Source organism: Robinsoniella sp. KNHs210, from assembly GCF_000686105.1.
Classification (GTDB): domain Bacteria; phylum Bacillota; class Clostridia; order Lachnospirales; family Lachnospiraceae; genus Robinsoniella; species Robinsoniella peoriensis.
In genome coordinates this window covers 985,652-1,002,272 of sequence record NZ_JMLZ01000001.1, presented here as the reverse complement: position 1 = coordinate 1,002,272, position 16,621 = coordinate 985,652, and the positions used below count along the sequence as shown (strand labels likewise).

Annotated in this window: 12 protein-coding genes, 2 pseudogenes and 1 riboswitch; of the genes and pseudogenes, 1 reads left to right on the top strand and 13 read right to left on the bottom strand. The window is 40.7% G+C overall.

Translation table 11 applies throughout. The features are described from left to right. Positions 1-14: 14 nt before the first annotated feature. The 12 genes and pseudogenes from CD03_RS0103845 to CD03_RS0103790 form a co-directional block, all read right to left on the bottom strand. Positions 15-1,592 (bottom strand): glycosyltransferase family 39 protein, encoded by a 1,578-nt coding sequence (locus CD03_RS0103845; RefSeq protein ID WP_027292501.1) that lies wholly within the window; start codon positions 1,590-1,592, stop codon positions 15-17. Positions 1,593-1,689: 97 nt separating this feature from the next. After that, positions 1,690-1,854: pseudogene (locus CD03_RS39800) on the bottom strand (glycosyltransferase); the annotation flags it as partial. Positions 1,855-1,868: 14 nt separating this feature from the next. Next, positions 1,869-3,542, bottom strand: coding sequence for an AAA family ATPase (locus CD03_RS0103840; RefSeq protein ID WP_027292500.1), 1,674 nt, complete (start codon positions 3,540-3,542; stop codon positions 1,869-1,871). Between the two features lie 250 nt (positions 3,543-3,792). Further along, positions 3,793-5,031: an ABC transporter substrate-binding protein gene (locus CD03_RS0103835; RefSeq protein WP_197041619.1), complete on the bottom strand. Its 1,239-nt coding sequence runs from the start codon at positions 5,029-5,031 to the stop codon at positions 3,793-3,795. Positions 5,032-5,153: 122 nt separating this feature from the next. After that, the gene (locus CD03_RS0103830; protein WP_027292498.1) at positions 5,154-6,776 is read right to left on the bottom strand and encodes a response regulator transcription factor; all 1,623 of its coding nucleotides are present in this window, start codon (positions 6,774-6,776) and stop codon (positions 5,154-5,156) included. Beyond that, positions 6,749-8,548: a cache domain-containing sensor histidine kinase gene (locus CD03_RS32285; RefSeq protein WP_197041618.1), complete on the bottom strand. Its 1,800-nt coding sequence runs from the start codon at positions 8,546-8,548 to the stop codon at positions 6,749-6,751. The genes CD03_RS0103830 and CD03_RS32285 overlap by 28 nt, the downstream gene beginning before the upstream one ends. 422 nt (positions 8,549-8,970) lie before the next feature. Further along, positions 8,971-10,584, bottom strand: coding sequence for a cell envelope integrity protein TolA (locus CD03_RS0103815; RefSeq protein WP_081820102.1), 1,614 nt, complete (start codon positions 10,582-10,584; stop codon positions 8,971-8,973). Between the two features lie 19 nt (positions 10,585-10,603). Continuing rightward, the gene (locus tag CD03_RS0103810; protein WP_044288885.1) at positions 10,604-11,464 is read right to left on the bottom strand and encodes a nitrogenase iron protein NifH; all 861 of its coding nucleotides are present in this window, start codon (positions 11,462-11,464) and stop codon (positions 10,604-10,606) included. Beyond that, a complete protein-coding gene (locus tag CD03_RS37710) occupies positions 11,451-11,627 on the bottom strand; it encodes a hypothetical protein (RefSeq protein ID WP_156042762.1) in 177 nt (58 codons plus the stop codon). The genes CD03_RS0103810 and CD03_RS37710 overlap by 14 nt, the downstream gene beginning before the upstream one ends. Then, on the bottom strand, positions 11,593-12,411 hold the full coding sequence (locus CD03_RS32280; RefSeq protein ID WP_044288884.1) for an ABC transporter ATP-binding protein: 819 nt from the start codon (positions 12,409-12,411) through the stop codon (positions 11,593-11,595). Before CD03_RS32280 ends, CD03_RS37710 begins: the two co-directional genes overlap by 35 nt. Further along, a pseudogene (locus CD03_RS32275) lies at positions 12,408-13,354 on the bottom strand (FecCD family ABC transporter permease). The gene CD03_RS32280 and the pseudogene CD03_RS32275 overlap by 4 nt, the downstream one beginning before the upstream one ends. A gap of 99 nt (positions 13,355-13,453) precedes the next feature. Further along, positions 13,454-14,605 carry an ABC transporter substrate-binding protein gene (locus CD03_RS0103790; protein WP_242849033.1) on the bottom strand — a complete coding sequence of 384 codons (1,152 nt, stop codon included), beginning with the start codon at positions 14,603-14,605 and terminating at the stop codon, positions 13,454-13,456. 117 nt (positions 14,606-14,722) lie between these two features. Beyond that, positions 14,723-14,911: riboswitch (cobalamin riboswitch) on the bottom strand. A gap of 79 nt (positions 14,912-14,990) precedes the next feature. Between CD03_RS0103790 and CD03_RS32270 the strand changes: the two genes are divergently transcribed. Further along, complete coding sequence (locus CD03_RS32270; protein ID WP_063837227.1) at positions 14,991-15,968, top strand: LysR family transcriptional regulator; 978 nt, start codon at positions 14,991-14,993, stop codon at positions 15,966-15,968. Here CD03_RS32270 and CD03_RS32265 read toward each other — a convergent pair. After that, positions 15,957-16,583: an HD-GYP domain-containing protein gene (locus CD03_RS32265; protein WP_052377649.1), complete on the bottom strand. Its 627-nt coding sequence runs from the start codon at positions 16,581-16,583 to the stop codon at positions 15,957-15,959. The two genes, CD03_RS32270 and CD03_RS32265, sit on opposite strands and share 12 nt — an antisense overlap. Positions 16,584-16,621: the final 38 nt, after the last annotated feature.

Genomic DNA, 16,621 nt, shown 5'->3' with positions numbered 1-16,621 from the left:
CTATTTTTCACGTCTTACTCTAACTCATAAACACTCCCATAAGATACTTTATATAATAGTGTACTGGTTTTAAAATTTTTATTTTTAGATAAAATTTTATTGACCATCTTATCCTGATTTAATGAGTCACTTACATAAACCTGCATCTTATCAAAACCTGTTATATCTATATTCTCTAGTTTCTTAAGATTCTTTTTTGATATATAAATTATTGATTCATTATAAGATAATTCAAAATAACTTCCCATTAGCTTCCACTGCTTACCATCATAGATGCAAATCATTGGTTCATCTTTGTGTTGTTTTGCGATATCAATTATATTCTCTTCCTCCAGAAATAAATAGGACATCCCTTGTTTATAACTGGAATAAAAAGATAATAAACATATAAGGCTGACTATGGTCAATACTATAGTGTTTGCCCTGCCTCTGAATATGGTTATCATACTACGAAATAAAATGCCTGTAAGTCCGATTATAATAAATGGATAAATACAGAATATATAACGAGGTGTCTGGAATGGAGATATTTTAATAACCAATATTGTATATGCCAAAACAGTGAAAATAACCATCATCACTTTGCCTTTAAAAAAACAAACTACAGTCTTCTTTTTCAAGTCTTTTATATTCATTAAAATTGCTATTACCGCTAATATTATTATAATAAATGCAAAAATTCCAAACTTATTTCCAAAGAAACTATTTTTGAATATCTCCAAATATTTATCAAGGCGCTCAAAAAAATCTCCTCCTTTAGCAAGGTTTTCAAATGACTGCTCTCCCCTGTAGCCATCACCAAAGATTTGATTAAGCATTGCTGGAAATACTGCTATGGATATTATCCCTGCCGCAGCAAGGGTAAAAATATACCCAACCACATCCTTCCATCTTTTTTTTATCAATAGATTTATTCCAAAATAAAGACAAAGAAAAAACAAAAATATAAGAAAATAGTATTGTGTCAATGTCCCCAGAACTGTAATACACAATAAAGCCACATAAAAAAGTTTATCCAGCTTCTTCTTGTCATAGTATAATAAGAATAGCCACACCACCGCTAATATCCAAATATTTAAAAGGATATACATTCGTAAAAACATGATACTGTTAATGACGGCCGGACATACTGAAAAAAGAACTGTAGACAAAAAAACTGCTTTTTTATCTTTTATTAGTTCTTTTGACACTAAATAAACCAATATTGTCACAACTAGAGAAAAAAATATATTAACTCCTAATCCAATCCATTTTGTAAATACCTCAGGAAGAAAAGAAGAAATTGTGTGTATAAAAAAATAGTACAATGGTGGATGGACATCTTCTGCCTGGTTCCTCCAAACCATCTCATAATCAAATCTGTTATCCTTATTAGTTGTATAATGTTCTGTAAATGGACTGCCGCCAGAATAGATTCTGCCATCTTCTATGAAGTCATTGGCGCGTTCCTGACCGTTAGATAATGCATATGTATAAAATTCATCTATGTGAAATCCTACTTTTTGATTGCCAAAATAAATATAAATTAGGCTTTGCAAAATAAGAACCACTAATATGCCTACAATTATTTTACCATGTTTTTTCTTTTCCATCAGATATTTACTCCGTTATTATTTTTTCTATATATCAGTTTTCCTGGAGCGTGTTTTAGAAATTATTGCACCAGTCTGACCTTCCCACCTGAAGGGATCAGCCAGGAACAGCATTTTTCTTTACAAACAAAATTGGACGTTCCTTCACTTCCAGATAGGCTTTGGCCATATATTATCCCAGTATCCCTATACAAAATAATGGAATACCACCAATAAATAAAATAATACAGGCCAAAGATGGCCAGCCAGCAACCGGATCGCCTTATAATTTCAACACTATTTTTTAACTCTCACCAAACAATTTTTCTTACAGAATGCTATACCATATTTAATAATGTCTTCATACCCTTCTTCTATCAGTTCATCATCATAGTGTTTTACTTCAATCTGATTCAGGGCTTCCTGGCACTTATCTTCCATTTTCCGGGGACTGGCAGTGCACTTTAATTCTATGATGACGGCCTTTTCGTTAAAATCCGGATGACGAATGATAATATCACTGCGTCCATCTCCGCTTTCCCTGTTTGATTTTACATAATAATCACTCATTCCGGAAAGGCATCCCAACAGAAATCCATGATAAAAGTTTTCATTATAATCTTCGTAGCTGATGGTATCTCTTAACAACTGTTTTAATTCCTGCTCTACCTCTGCCTCATCTGATCTGAGAATTGCTAAATACAATTTCTGTAAATTTCTGGATTGAATCATTTCCTGAAACCATCCCATTATCTTGTGCCGGAAAATGTAAGCTACTTCTTTATTTGGTATTTTCAATGTTATGAAATGATCTCCGTTATCATCAAATCTTTCACTTACCTTTTTCAGATAACCTGTAAAAAACATAAAATTCCACAGGTTATTGGTACTGTTGTATATCTCATCATAAGTGACATCTTCATGTACGGGCTTCTCTATTTCATCTCCCTGCATTAACATTTCCAGATCGCTCTTTGTCTGGAGATCATTTGCCTTTTCTACCATTGTACGGACTATTGAATTGGAACTGGTTGTTCCCCAATAGGATATGGGAAAACCATGTGACCCATAGTAACTATCCTTTACATAACGCACGATACTCCAGGGATTATAGACTTCTGTGTTTCCAAACAAGTAACCGTCATACCAGTCTTTGATTGCTTCCTTCTTTTCTTCCAAACCATAATACTTTAACATATCATCTATTTCAATTTCTGTAAAGCCAAAATGCTCTGAGTAGTGCACACTTAGGATTGAAATAATTTCCAGATTATTTAAGCCTGTAAAAATGCTTTCTTTTGAGATGCGCAGACACCCCGTCATTACGGCAAATTCCAGATATTTATTAGTTTTTAATGCCGATTCAAATAAGGATCTCACGAAAAAAACCATTTCATTATAAAATCCGCTGAAGTATGCATTTTCCAAAGGAACATCATATTCATCGATCAGAATAATTACCGGCGTCTGATAATACTCATACAGACACTTGGATAAAAGCTGTATGGAATCCAGATAAACACCTGTATCACCTTCTGCGTCCAGTATTTTTAGAATACGGTCTTTTTCTGCTTCATATTCCAGTACTTCTTTTCTGTGCCTCTGAAATTCACTTGAAATTGCTCTCTTAATGCTTAAGATAGCATACTCAAAGTTTGCTTGCTTTGCACCCTTTAATGTAAGATTAATGACGGGATACTTTCCTTGATATTTCATGTATTGTTCCCCGGTCCGGGCGATCTTTAAATCCAGAAAAATTTCTTTATTATTTTCTTCTGATATTTCGAAGAAATATTGTAACATGCTCATATTCAGGGTTTTACCGAATCTTCTTGGCCTTGTGAATAAGTTTACTTCACCTTTTAAGTCTATAAGTTCTTTAATAAGCAATGTTTTATCTACATAATAATATCCCTGTAAAATTATTTTTTTGAAGTCATCAATTCCAACCGGTAATTTTTTAAGTTCCAAATACCCACCTCATCTCTATCCAACATATTTATTTGCAATCATTATGACTTTTCTATAAATGTCATATTGTTCTTAACATATGCTGCACTATATTATTAATTATAAACATTATACCATTCTCTAATCAATCTGAAAAGGGAGACATCTGATTCTAATTTAGCTTCTAATTTAACTTCTAATTTAGCTATCATTTAACCTATAATCTAACCTATTATGTGATAAAATATAATCAATATTTTCAGCTACTAATTCAATACGCACTCTCCTCCCGCTCCCGATCCGCATATGTCAATACTTCATCCAGGGTTTTCTCCCCCTGGAGCCATAAAAGCTGCTGGGCAGCCAGATCATTCTGAAAGGACCAGACAAACTGAGAGTTGCCCAGGCTCACTTCTACGACCTTGCCATCTTTCTCATATCTGTCTATGTCATCCTGAATCCTGCTGCGGCTGGCCGGTTCTACTCCTTTTACGACTGAAGCCGTCTGGGTAAAGTCCAGAATTTCACGTTCCAGTTTTTCGCTTGTCAGCAGGGTGCTGAAGATATCGTTAATCAATTCACTGTGCTTTGTTTTGGAACTTTTCATAAAGGTCATGTTTGTCTCCCTGATGAGCCGGGCATCACCATTTTCATTGGGAAATGGAAAGATTCCCAGCTCCATATTCTCGTTATACTGGCTCGTAAACTGCATGGACCAGGATCCGGTCAGATACATTGCAGCCTGTCCTTGCGTAAACCGGCTGTCACTTTCAAACTGATCAATCAATAGTGCGTCCTGCCAGCTGGCATCCAGTATCATTTTGTTATAAGACAGACAGCGCCTTATAACCGGGCTGTCCGTAAAGTTAACCCCACCCTGCCTGAACCGGTCTCCCCATTCAGGTGTGCTGCTGAATATTTCATTCATAAAGAACTGCATGGTCATATTTCCCACTTTCCAACTCTCCCTGAAATGGCTGGCAAAGGGTGTTACACCATTTTCTTTTAGAACTTTTATAATATCACTCAGCCCTTTCTGTGTTTCCGGCACTTTCAGATTATACTTTCTGAATATCTCTTTGTTATAAATGACGCCCTGATACCAGGCATTATATGGCATTCCATACACAGCCCCGTCTACCGTCACTGCTTTTAACGCTTCTGCTCTGATTCTGTCTGTATAATCTTCCGGCAGAACAGACAGATTCCCGGTGTGGGCATATGCCTGAACATCCTGCGCTTTTCCAATCATAATATCGGGAATGTCTCCTGCCGCAAACCTGCCCTGCATTTGGGAATTGAATTTTTCTCCCCAATCCACGCACTCCCACTGGAGTTTTACATTTGGATATTCTTCAGCGATAACTTCATCAATCATATCTTCTATACCTGCATCGGAAGTCGATTGTCCCGCCAGAACCGTCAGCAAAATCCCGTCTTCGTCCTGATGGTACACCGGCACTTCCTTCTGCCCGCATCCTGTAAGAAACAAAAGGACAGCTATGCACATCAGGATTATTTTTTGGCATGTTTTAAAATTGCTTTCCGTTGGCTGTACATCACAGTTTGCGGGAGAATTTGCCCGCATGAAGGGGGCGCTGCGGGCTGGTTTTTTGTAATCGTGATATTTTCTCATACTTCCCTCTGACCGGTAATACCCGTTCTGTAGTCTCTCGGACTTTTCCCCTCTACTTTCCGGAATACACGGCTAAAATAAGTGTAATCATCGTATCCAACCATAAAGGCGATTTCGGTAAGGCTTACCTCTTTATTAGCCATAAATTCTTTTGCCTTTTCAACTCTTAATCGAGTGATATAGACCATTAAATTTTCCCCTGTTTCCTGCCGGAACATCTTGGAAAAATAAGAACTTTCCACATTGAACTGCTGAGCAAGAGAGGACAGGCTCAGTTCTTCAAAGTAGTTGCTGTCTATAAACTGTACTGCCTGTTTTACTACACTTCGTATAGAGTCTGTTGCAGCTTCTCCCTGATTGGTGACGGCAAACTCTATAATGTCACAAAGCACTTCACACAGCACATCCGCATCCAGAAGTTCGATGATCTTATCTGCCACATCTGCCATATTTTCCATATCCATTAATTTTTTCGGATTTCCCTGCTCTGCGGTATAATCTGTAAAAATATTAAGGATTTTCTTGACTGTCTGCTTTACCTCCAGATACTCCCACTTTTCTTCCTGACATCTTCGCAGTCCAATAGTATCAAAGATCAATTGTTTTAACGCTGATTTATTTCCCCTTTGCAAGAGGCTCTTAATCTGTTTTTCATACTCACTGCTCAACTGGTTATGAACCTTTTTCTGGTTTTCCGTGCCCCTGCCGGCAATGAGAATCTCATTTCGATTTTCGTAAATTCTGGTCATAAAAAGCGCCACGGTCTGAATATATGCCATATGTATGCTGTCCATGGTATAGCTGTGCTCACTGATGCAGGCTGTTACCGGAGAATTCGCTGCCGGTGCAAGATATATAATAAGTTTTTCAGCCGCCTTCTTCAATTCTTCATTTTCGATTTCAGAAACTACAATAAACTCGTTGGATCGGAAAATATGATTAAATACCATAGAGCTCTCTTTTGAAACAATATTTTTGATTTCCTTTTTCACATGATAAGAAAGCTTATTCATATCATATTGATACTTCTTCATAAGCTCATTCAAGTTATGTATTTTAATCAGCATCAGGCTTGCGCCTGCAAAATTAATTTCACTGTTCATAGTAATGGTTGGTGTAAACGGCGTATCTTCCCGTTCCACCAAAAGGCTGAATTCACGGTCCTGTATCAGCGAGGCTGCTTTTAGCAGCTTCATTTGCCGTTCTTCTTCCTCCTGTTTTGCACACCTGCGGGTGCTGATAATTTCAAGCGCCTTCGACAGCGCATTTACCAGATCGATTTTGGTCACAGGCTTTACCAGATAGTTTATTGCCCCTGACATAAATGTATCCTTTACGTATTGAAAATCATCATACCCACTTATGACGAAAGTAATTATATCAGGGTATTTGTCTTTGATAATGGACAGAAGTTCTACTCCATTTATAAAAGGCATGTTTATATCGGTTATCAGTATATCCGGCTCTTCCAGTTGGATTTTATTTAACACATCTTCCCCGTCTACTGCCGGTTCCATAAACTCTAAGGAATATTTCTCCCAACATATCATATTCCTTATTTTCTCCCTTGTCCAATACTCATCATCTGCAATCAGGACTTTATAGGCTGCTGCATCCATGAACTGACCTCCTCCATTTTTACTCTTGGTATTTTCAGATATATTCTGGTTCCTTTTCCCACCTCACTTTCCACATGGATTCCATACTCTCTGCCATACAGCATTTTCATACGGGCATTAATATTATTTAATCCGATGGAGCTTCCTTTTTCCACCAGGTTAATATCGTTTTTCTCCAGAATCTCATTCACTTTTGCAGCATCCATTCCAACTCCGTTGTCCTGCACACTGATCCATAAATTTCCCTCCCGCACCTGGGCGCAGACTATAATCTCCTTGTCCCCCCTGGTGTTGCGCAGTCCATGGTTTAAAGCATTCTCTACTAATGGCTGTATGGAAATTCTGGGAACTGTATCCTGAAGCACTGTTTCATCTATATCAAAGCTATATTTCACATTATCCCGCATCCTTACATTCATAACATAAATATAATTTTTCAGATGCACAATTTCTTTTGCTACCGTAGAAAAGGGATTTTTCATATCCAGGCTGTACCGGAAAATATTAGAAAGGGACTGGCTGAGTCCACTGACTTCGGGACAATTCTGAATCTGAGCGATACTGCTCATGGTGTCCAGGGTATTGTACAGGAAATGTGGATTGATCTGCGCCTGAAGCGCCTTGTATTCTGCCCTGTTTAGCAGCAGCTTCGTCTCATACTCCTGGCTGATCAGTACCTCCATCTGATCCAGCATCTCGTTGAAACTCTGTCCCAGAATCCCTACCTCATCTTTGTTATGTACATCTACCCGCAAATGGGTTTCTCCGCCTTTGATCCGCTCTATGGTCTGCATCAGCTTATCAAGAGGCTTTGTCAGTCCCCGGGATACCAGAATCGTCAATATGGCTGCGGCTATAATCATAATCAATGCAATGAAAATCAGATTCTTTGTAAGCGCCTTCTGATTCTGCACCAGCAGTGACCTGGGCATGAGAGAATAGGCATCCATGTTATACTTCTTCTGAGGAACCTGGAAAAACACCCGTTTCGATGTAGTTAATAATTTTGCTACATCACTGGATGATGTAGTCTGTATCTTGGCGCTGATTTCATTGTAGTATTCCACATCCTTGCCTTCCAGGCTGCCGATACTTACCGCCGGCCTGTCTCCGGATGGCTGAATCCACATAAACATGGTTTTATCCGTACTGTACTTTTCCATGATGGAACGGATAACTTTGCTGTCAATATCGCAGACCGCATATCCGATTACATCATTTAAATTGCTGTTATTATAAATCTTCAAAACCAACCGAATAATATCCGTTTCCCGGTATTGGTTATAATAACTGGATATCAGCATCGTCGTGTCGTCCGACTCCACATACTCTTTCACAACCCCTGCGTTTTGGTTCTCCGCATCCTCATAAATATCCGTCTGATAATTATGCTTGGGCGTAACTGCCCTTCGATAAGTGCTGATAATCTCGTGCTGCGGATTGTATAGATACATTGCCACCACTCCATCTGTAGTGGCAAAATGGCTGGTGCCAAAATTATAAGCCAAACGATAATAACCGGTTCTCAGATTTTCTATTTTCTCTTTATTTTTCAGTCCTTGAATCAAGTCTTTTTCACTGTAAATTTCGATCATATTGCTTTCCATATTTTTTACAAATCCATATATTTCGTTCTGCATGTTTTGCAGCGAAGCAAAACTTTCCTCTTTCGCCTGATTATAGATCAGACCTGATGAAGAATTTTCAAACAGGATGGTCTGTAAAATAAGTGCAAACAAAGTCAATCCCAGGCACAGGATTAATATTTTCACCCTCATCTTAAGATTTAACTCCAATCTTTTTTTCCTTTTTTCTTTGTCATGGTCTTTCATATTTAAATGGTACCTGTCCTTTGCACTGTTATTTTATACCGCTGTATTTTCGTTGTATAAACTGTCCTGTCAACTGTTACCATATTATCATATATTTATAAATTTGCAAATGTCAAACACCCTGTTTTTGTGTAAAAATACTTTTTGATAAAAAATATCCCTTCAATCCGTGTCATATTTCACAACAGATGAAGGGACATGCCTACTCTATTAATCTAAATAACGATTCAAATACTCTGCTCCAGGCCCACCCGCATATTCATAGAAATCTTCTGCAAAAATGCGTCCGCTGAATATCGGATAGGGTAATGGTATGCGCACAATATCTCCTTGAAATACCTGCAGTAACAAAGGATCTGCAATTACAATGTCTGCCTTTTGTCCACACAATTGCCCACACAATTCTTCAGGAGAGGTGAATTGTAACACCTCTTTTGCATATTGGCGGTAAAAGGACTGCATCCCCGGGTTGGGGCATATGCTGATATTTGCACATTTGTAAACCCTTTTTCCGTTTGAAGATAATTTTTAATTCCATAAGACAGCACAGGTTCACCAATGATCACAACATTTCTGCTGTCCCTACTGTCTGGACTCTCAGCCTGCTTCATTACCTGTTCCAAATACAGGGTTTTATTTTTGATGGATGCGATTTTATTTATAAAACCTTCCAGCATCCTTTCACCCACTGGCATTGCATCCACATATGGTATGTTGTATTTATCTTTTATCCACTGTGCCAGTTTCAATCCTTCCGTACTCACAACCCAAGTCAGAAAAGGGAGTGGGGCATTACTTTCTGTTTCCTTGTTACTCCAGATCGTAATACTGCATCCAATGTTGTTTAAACTCTCTATTACAGGATTCAGATGTTCGATTTTACCTGTTCCTAATCTTGAATATCCCAAAATCCAGATGTGGCAGCTGTTCCTTTCATCAGGCGAATGCTTTAAGAGCAGTTTCTGTCCCAGCATAAGCCATGCCTGAGCCATTGCCGGGGGCGCTCCCTCAAATCCGTCGCTTGGCAGATATACACAGGGTCTGCCGGATTTTTCAAGTTCTCCGGTTATGCCTCTTACATCCATTCCAACCGTTTTAATGACCGCACTTCCCAACAGGCATAAAAGTCCCTTACCGGTAAGTTGATGGACAGCTGCATCTATAAGCTGTTTTTCACATCCCAGACAGACGTTGGCATCATGAAATCTGGTGCTTTTCAGGTCATGCATACCGTCTGTTCCATCAGCACTTTCAATACAGCTTTTACATCCTCCGGGTGTAAGCAGTAAAGTCTCACAGTTCCATTCCTGAAGCAGTGACGCAATCCCGGAAAAATCCGGCGCAGGCGGAGGCAGCGGGATATCTGGCTGCTGATCTGGCTGAGCTGCCTCCTGCTCTGCCTGGGATGCCTCCTGCTCTGTATGAGCTGGCTGCTGCTCTGTATAGACCGCCTCCCGATCCGCCTGGACTGCCTCCTGCTCTGCCTGGACGGCCTCCTGCTCTGCCTGGACTGCCTCCTGATTCTTCTCTATCTCCGCCAGGATTCGTCGTAAGGATTCCGCCGGAGGTTTTCTTCTTTTCACCAGCGGGCCCCGGTACAGTATTTTGACCGGAATGTTATGTGGATTGGATACTTGTTCCAACTCTTTTTGAAAATCCCATAGAGTCAGAACTTCCATACAGGATGCATAGACAATAACACCCCGTATGCCTTCCATTTTCAGCGCCTTCCCAATGCAATTTCTCAGTTTTCTACCCTGCATTCCCATTCCATATTCCCGGGCAGTCACCGGACAGCCAAAAAATTGCTGCAGCTTTCCCAGCTTGCAGGCCCGAAAATATAGTATCCGTACACAGGCTAAAGAGCCTGCTGCTACCAATGCCAGCCCTTTCTCCTTTAAAATCTGATCCGGAATTTTCTGCATATCAGGTGATTCGTCTGTCAGAACAATTTCAATTTCACATTTATTCATCATCCATTTTCCTTACCGGTGTTTAATAGGATGTTCCTTCCGCAGCCTCATCCCATTCCGATATTTCCTCTCTAAATATCTCCATTCCAAACTGCTCCATTTCCTCTGCATCCAATCCCCGGAAACACCTTACTGCCTTGTGTCCAGACAGAGCATTTGCAAATTTTTTTAATGCAGCCGTATTCATGCCGTACGGAAATTCCTGCGTAAAGAGCATTCTTTGAAATTCAGCCATCCTCATTTCGCTGCTCTCCCGGATTGTTACGGTGATCGGTGCTCCGGTTTTTACTGAAAACCTCTCACCGATCCGTATATCCCGTTCATCTTTCACATGATTCAAAACCAGGCCGCCCAATAAACTGTTATCCTCTGCTGAATAGCGCCTGATGCCTTTTAAAATATTATTTGCAGCATAAATGGACATATAATCCGGTGAAGTAACAATATATACCTGATCCGCATAGTGCTGTCTCATCGGTACTGAGAAGCCGCCGCATACCACATCTCCCAGAACATCGTACACAATGACATCCCATGATTCATCCAGGATTCCCATACGTTCCAGTTCATCCATAGCTGCCGTTATTCCAAGTCCTGCACAGCCGCAGCCTGCCTGAGGGCCACCTGCCTCCAGACACTGCACACCGTTTACTCCTGCAAACAGCACATCCTCCCGGACTAATAACTCATCTTTCTGATTCAGCTGATCCAAAAGAGTGGGTATCCTCTTCCCTGTCAGACCTCTTGTGGAATCCGCTTTGGGATCACAGCCTATATGTAATACTTTTTTCCCTTCCAAGGCCAGTACTGCCGATACATTAGAGGCAATCGTTGATTTCCCGATACCTCCTTTTCCATAAAATGCAATTCTAATAGTTTTCATCTTTCTCCCCATATCTTACTGCAGATTCCCCTGCAATTTTACTGCTTTCCATATTTACTGCTTTCCATTTCACTGCCTTTCTTTTTACTACCTTCCTATTCACTGCATTCCTATTAACTGCATAACTATTAAATGCCTTCCATTTCACTGCCTTCCTTTTCACTGCCTTCCATCCCGGCTACACAGGCTTTCCTTCCAACTTCTTTTATATAAACCATATGGACATCAATATCATACAGACGTTTCAGATTCTCTTCCGTCATGATTTCTTCCGTACTTCCCACCTGCAGTCTGCCATCCGTTCCAAGCATACCCACCGCACCTCCTAATAGCAGAACGTGATCGGGCATATGGCTGGTAATAATGACACTATAACCTTTCTGCGCTAATCTTTGAATGAGCTGGATCATGCGCAGTTGATTACCGTAGTCCAAGTGGTTGGTTGGCTCGTCCAGCATGATTATATCGGGCTGCTGTACGATTGCCCTGGCAATGATTACCTGCTGCCGTTCCCCTCCGCTTAATTCCGTATAAGGACGTTCTGACAGATGAGTAATCCCCAATTCCCCCATCGCTTCCCTGACCAGTTCATAATCCTGTTCCCCTGGCTGTGCACATAATCCAAGGTAGGGTGCCCTACCCATGACGATAAACTCTTCGGTGGAGTAAGCATATGCCGGGGTATGGGATTGGGGAACGTAGCCGATTGTCTGGGCTATTTTTTTCAGAGAAGAATCAGTGAGATTATGTCCGTTTAATAATATTTGCCCTTTTGCCGGACGCAATAAGTTAGCCAGGCAATTCAGAAGAGTGGATTTTCCTGCACCATTCGCTCCCAAAATGGAGAAGATTTCTCCTTTTTGCAGAGTGAAATTAACATCCTGAAACAGCATCCGGCTATGATCACTATGATAAGAAAATGCAAGGTCTTTTACTTCTAAAATCATGACAGCTTCATCCTTTGCTTTAATAATAAGTAAAAATAAAACGGCGCTCCAATTAATCCTGTCAAGATAGAAAGCGGCAGCTCTGCACTGGTTAAATTTCTTGCCAGCGTATCAATCAACAGCAAAAATATGGCACCCAGTACTGCAGAAACCGGAAGCAGTTTTCTGTTATCAGGCCCCACCAGCATTCTTCCAAAATGTGGAATGACCAGACCGATCCATCCGATTGTTCCGCTGATACATACCGCACTGGCTGTAAGAACCGTAGCACAAAATATAACCAGCCCTCTGGATTTTTTAATATTTGTCCCCAGAGTTTTTGCCTCATCTTCTCCCAGGGAAAGAATATTGATCCTCCAGCGGATCAGCAATAATACCAGCATAGACACAATAATCGCGGGTCCTGCATAAAAAATATCCCGCCACACTATGCTGGAAAGACTTCCTAACTGCCAGTGGGTTATGGATGCAAGCTGTGTATCCGGGTCTGCCAGGTATTTTAGCAGCCCTAATACAGAGTTCATCAGTCCTCCCACAATTACCCCTGCCAGCACCAAAGTCATCATGGAGTTATTCCGGATAAATCTGGGAATTGCAGTGGCCGCCATTACGGCTATTATTCCACCTCCAAAAGCAGCTATCTGGATTACCAGTTGATTTGACTGAAACAAAATTGCCAAAGATGCCCCGACACAGGCTCCTGCGGATACGCCCAGCATATCCGGTGCCACTAATGGATTTTTAAGACTCCCTGATAAGATGCACCCGATAAGGATAACGCTGCTCCTACAAGAAGCGCCGCCAGGATACGAGGTAGCCGCAGCGTAAAAACAACTCCTTCCGCCTGCTTCTCCCATGTTTGGGGAATGTCCAGAATCTTTGAAAAAATTATTTTTATAACATCAATTGGAGAGATAAAGTATCTCCCCAATCCAATCGCCATTATTGTCAGTGCCAGCAGCAGCAATATCATGAAAGTTAAAATCACCCCATAGGTTTTCTTCTTTTTTATTTTTGATTCCATAAGGTGCCTCTCCCGTTTCTATTTTACACTGTCTGCATTAGCCGCGTCACTCATGATCTGTGCCAAGTCCTCATCCGTTAATGTATATTGGAAATAATTAGTGAAATAATCTTTCACTTCTTGTTCTATATTGATATCCGAGAAAATATCCGGCTGTATTAACGTTGCCAGCCACATCATCATCAGAGGGGTTTCCACACCGGGAGCATCCCAGCGGTAAATTCCCAGGGGCGTCTTATACACTTTTTTATTGATTACGGCATTTACATTACTCCAGTCCTGACCGTCAATCTTATTCTCATATAAATCCTCAGGGACAAAATCATCAAACCAGCTCAATAAAATAATATCCGGGTTGATTTTTATTATTTCTTCCATGGTAATATCAGAGATATCGGCTGCCACATTATCTGCTCCTGCCAATTCCAGCGCTTCTTTGATAAAATTATCGTTTCCCTGCAGCTTTAATTCGGTATTCCTTAAATACAAAACCTTTGGCTTTTCAGCTCCGGCTGTCTTGTCCTGATAAGATTTGATACGGTCATAGGTGTTCCCATAGAGATCAATAAATTCCTGTGCCCTGTCTTCCTTGCCAAGCAGCTGTCCGATTGCGTTAAAACTGTTCTGCAGCTCCTCAACGGTTTCGTTTTTCACCATGACCGGAACTATTCCCAAATCCTTCAGCTGCTTCGCTTCATCTGTCTGATAATCCCAGATGACTACAGCCTGTACGCCTGCCTTTACCATTTCTTCCATATTGATTGAAAAATCTTTCCCGATACTGGAAGTATCCAGTGTGCCGTAATGGCTGTCCAGCTTTTCAAAGAAATTACCGGTATATGCCTTCATAGCTCCTGGATTAATGGAAACCATTCGGTCAGAACTTCCGTCTATCGCATAGATAACGGACGACCAGGGCAGCGGCGTTACTGCAATTTTTGAAATATCTGCCGGCACCTTTACTACATTTCCTGCCGCATCCGTTACTTCCCGGACAGCTTCCTCTGCAGCGGTTTCCTGCGCCCCATTCGTTTCACCTGTTTTTGTTCCCTGCCCGCATCCGGCAAACAGTGACATACACATAGCCGCTGTCAGGATCACAGCCGCTGCCTTTTTACCGATTTTGCCTGTCAGTTTGCTTGTGCTGTTCTTTTGCATTTCCTTCTTCATGTTCTTATCCTCACTTTTCTAAATTAAAAAAATCCTTTTCCGAACATCAGAAAAGGATATGCAAAAAAGAGAGGTACTCCCCTTTGCTATACCCTCATTCAATGTTTCGTTAAATAAAGGGTTCCGGCAAAATATTCAAGTATCCTGGCTCGACTTCACTGCTGCAACAGACTTCCCGGAGTTTCCTCCAGTGTCATTTTTGTTACAGCTCCGTCCTACAGTGGCGGCACCGCGCCGGCTTCAGACCGGCTTCCATAAAATATTCTGCTTAAACTATTTTTAATATAACATATCAACTTTATTAATACAACCGCTTATCTAAAAGTATTTTTCTATTGCCTGCTATCAATTTTTTTGATAGTATAAACCAAAGGAGGATACGGTCATGACCTTACAGAACTTAAAATATATTATTGAAATATCTAATTACCAGTCATTTTCAAAAGCCGCTCAGGTATTGTTTGTCTCCCAATCCACACTTTCTACAGCCGTAAAAGAAATAGAACAGGATCTGGGGATTACACTGTTTCACCGCACCAACCGCGGCATAACCCTGACTTATGACGGAGAAGATTTTATCCGGTATGCAAAGGAAATCGTTGGACAGACACAGTATCTGGAACAGCGCTATCGAGCCAGAAATTCTATCCCAATGCGCTTTTCTGTATCCTCCCAGCATCTTCCTTTCGCTATTCGGGCATTTACCCGGTTTTTATCAGAACTGGATTTTAATACCTATGATATGGCAATACGGGAATGTGATACAAATTCCGTGATCCATGATGTTTCCAGCAGCAAAAGCGAACTGGGCATTTTGGCAATACAGGAATCCAACCTTCGTACACTTCAGACATTATTAACTTCCTATGATATTGAGTTCCATGAAATTGCCCTGATGCAGAATTACGTATTCTTCCGTAACGGCCATCCCCTTTCCGGAAAATCCCGGATCACATTAAAAGACCTGGAGGATTTCCCTTTTGTCACCTATGATCAGGAGACAAAAACCTCACACTTCACAGAAGAGCCTTTATTTTTTAACATTTTGAATAAAAATGTCCATGTCTGTGACCGCTGTACTAAGATTGCCTTGGTGCGAAAAACGGATTGTTTCAGCATCGGACCCGATTTAACCAACAGCAATGCCGATACTTTCCACAAAGGCATGGGTGAAATCCTTGCCAAACCGCTCCAGGAGGAAATTGGCAGGCTGCATCTTGGCTACATTAAGAAAAAAGGTCATAACAAAACCACTCTGGGAGAAAAATATCTGGATTTTCTGCTGGAAGATGTGGCACTGATTCAGAATGCGTCTGTGAAACTGACAGACCAAATTTCCCCGGTTAAATCCTCAGATACATAAAACCGCATCTTCTTGTTTCTGATAGGATAAAAACAATTTTGCCAGCAAAGGATCGAACTGGCTCCCTGCATTACGCTCTATTTCATTGCAGGCATATTCCTTGGAAATGTCTTTGTTATAGGGACGGCAGCTGACCATGGCATCATAACTGTCTGCTATTGCACAGATTCTTGCCGCTACAGGGATTTTCTTTCCTTTCAGGCCTTTGGGATAACCCTGACCATCCCAGCGCTCATGATGGTACTCCGCCATTGCCCATACTGTCTGCCGATATTTATGATGTGATTCCTTTAACAAGCTGATCGCAATATCTCCGCCATACAGCGCGTGCCAGTAAATCATAGAGCGTTCTTTTTCCGTAAGCAGATCTTTTTTGCACAGTACTTCTTTCGGTACCAATATCTTACCGGCATCATGATAAAGTGCACCCAGTCTTATGCCTTCCAGACAAATCTGTGCGATTTCATCCGGATAGATCTGTTCTTCACAGGATTTCTTAAAAAGCTGGCAGGCATTCTTTGCTGTAAAACTCTGATGAATATAGACCTCTCTTGGCAGATTTTGATACAATCTTAATATAATTTTCTGCATTGTATTTGTTGTTAGTGTTTGCATGCGTTTCCCTCCTTTACCGCTCATTTCAAAACAGAAAG

What these genes read in the sequence shown, in the direction of transcription:
- CD03_RS0103790 (WP_242849033.1), bottom strand. Translation starts at nt 14,605, where the DNA reads ATGAAGAAGGAAATGCAAAAGAACAGCACAAGCAAACTGACAGGCAAA.
- CD03_RS0103845 (WP_027292501.1), bottom strand. Translation starts at nt 1,592, where the DNA reads ATGGAAAAGAAAAAACATGGTAAAATAATTGTAGGCATATTAGTGGTT.
- CD03_RS32270 (WP_063837227.1), top strand. Translation starts at nt 14,991, where the DNA reads ATGACCTTACAGAACTTAAAATATATTATTGAAATATCTAATTACCAG.
- CD03_RS0103815 (WP_081820102.1), bottom strand. Translation starts at nt 10,584, where the DNA reads ATGATGAATAAATGTGAAATTGAAATTGTTCTGACAGACGAATCACCT.
- CD03_RS0103835 (WP_197041619.1), bottom strand. Translation starts at nt 5,031, where the DNA reads ATGTGCATAGCTGTCCTTTTGTTTCTTACAGGATGCGGGCAGAAGGAA.
- CD03_RS0103830 (WP_027292498.1), bottom strand. Translation starts at nt 6,776, where the DNA reads ATGGATGCAGCAGCCTATAAAGTCCTGATTGCAGATGATGAGTATTGG.
- CD03_RS32280 (WP_044288884.1), bottom strand. Translation starts at nt 12,411, where the DNA reads ATGATTTTAGAAGTAAAAGACCTTGCATTTTCTTATCATAGTGATCAT.
- CD03_RS0103810 (WP_044288885.1), bottom strand. Translation starts at nt 11,464, where the DNA reads ATGAAAACTATTAGAATTGCATTTTATGGAAAAGGAGGTATCGGGAAA.
- CD03_RS32265 (WP_052377649.1), bottom strand. Translation starts at nt 16,583, where the DNA reads ATGCAAACACTAACAACAAATACAATGCAGAAAATTATATTAAGATTG.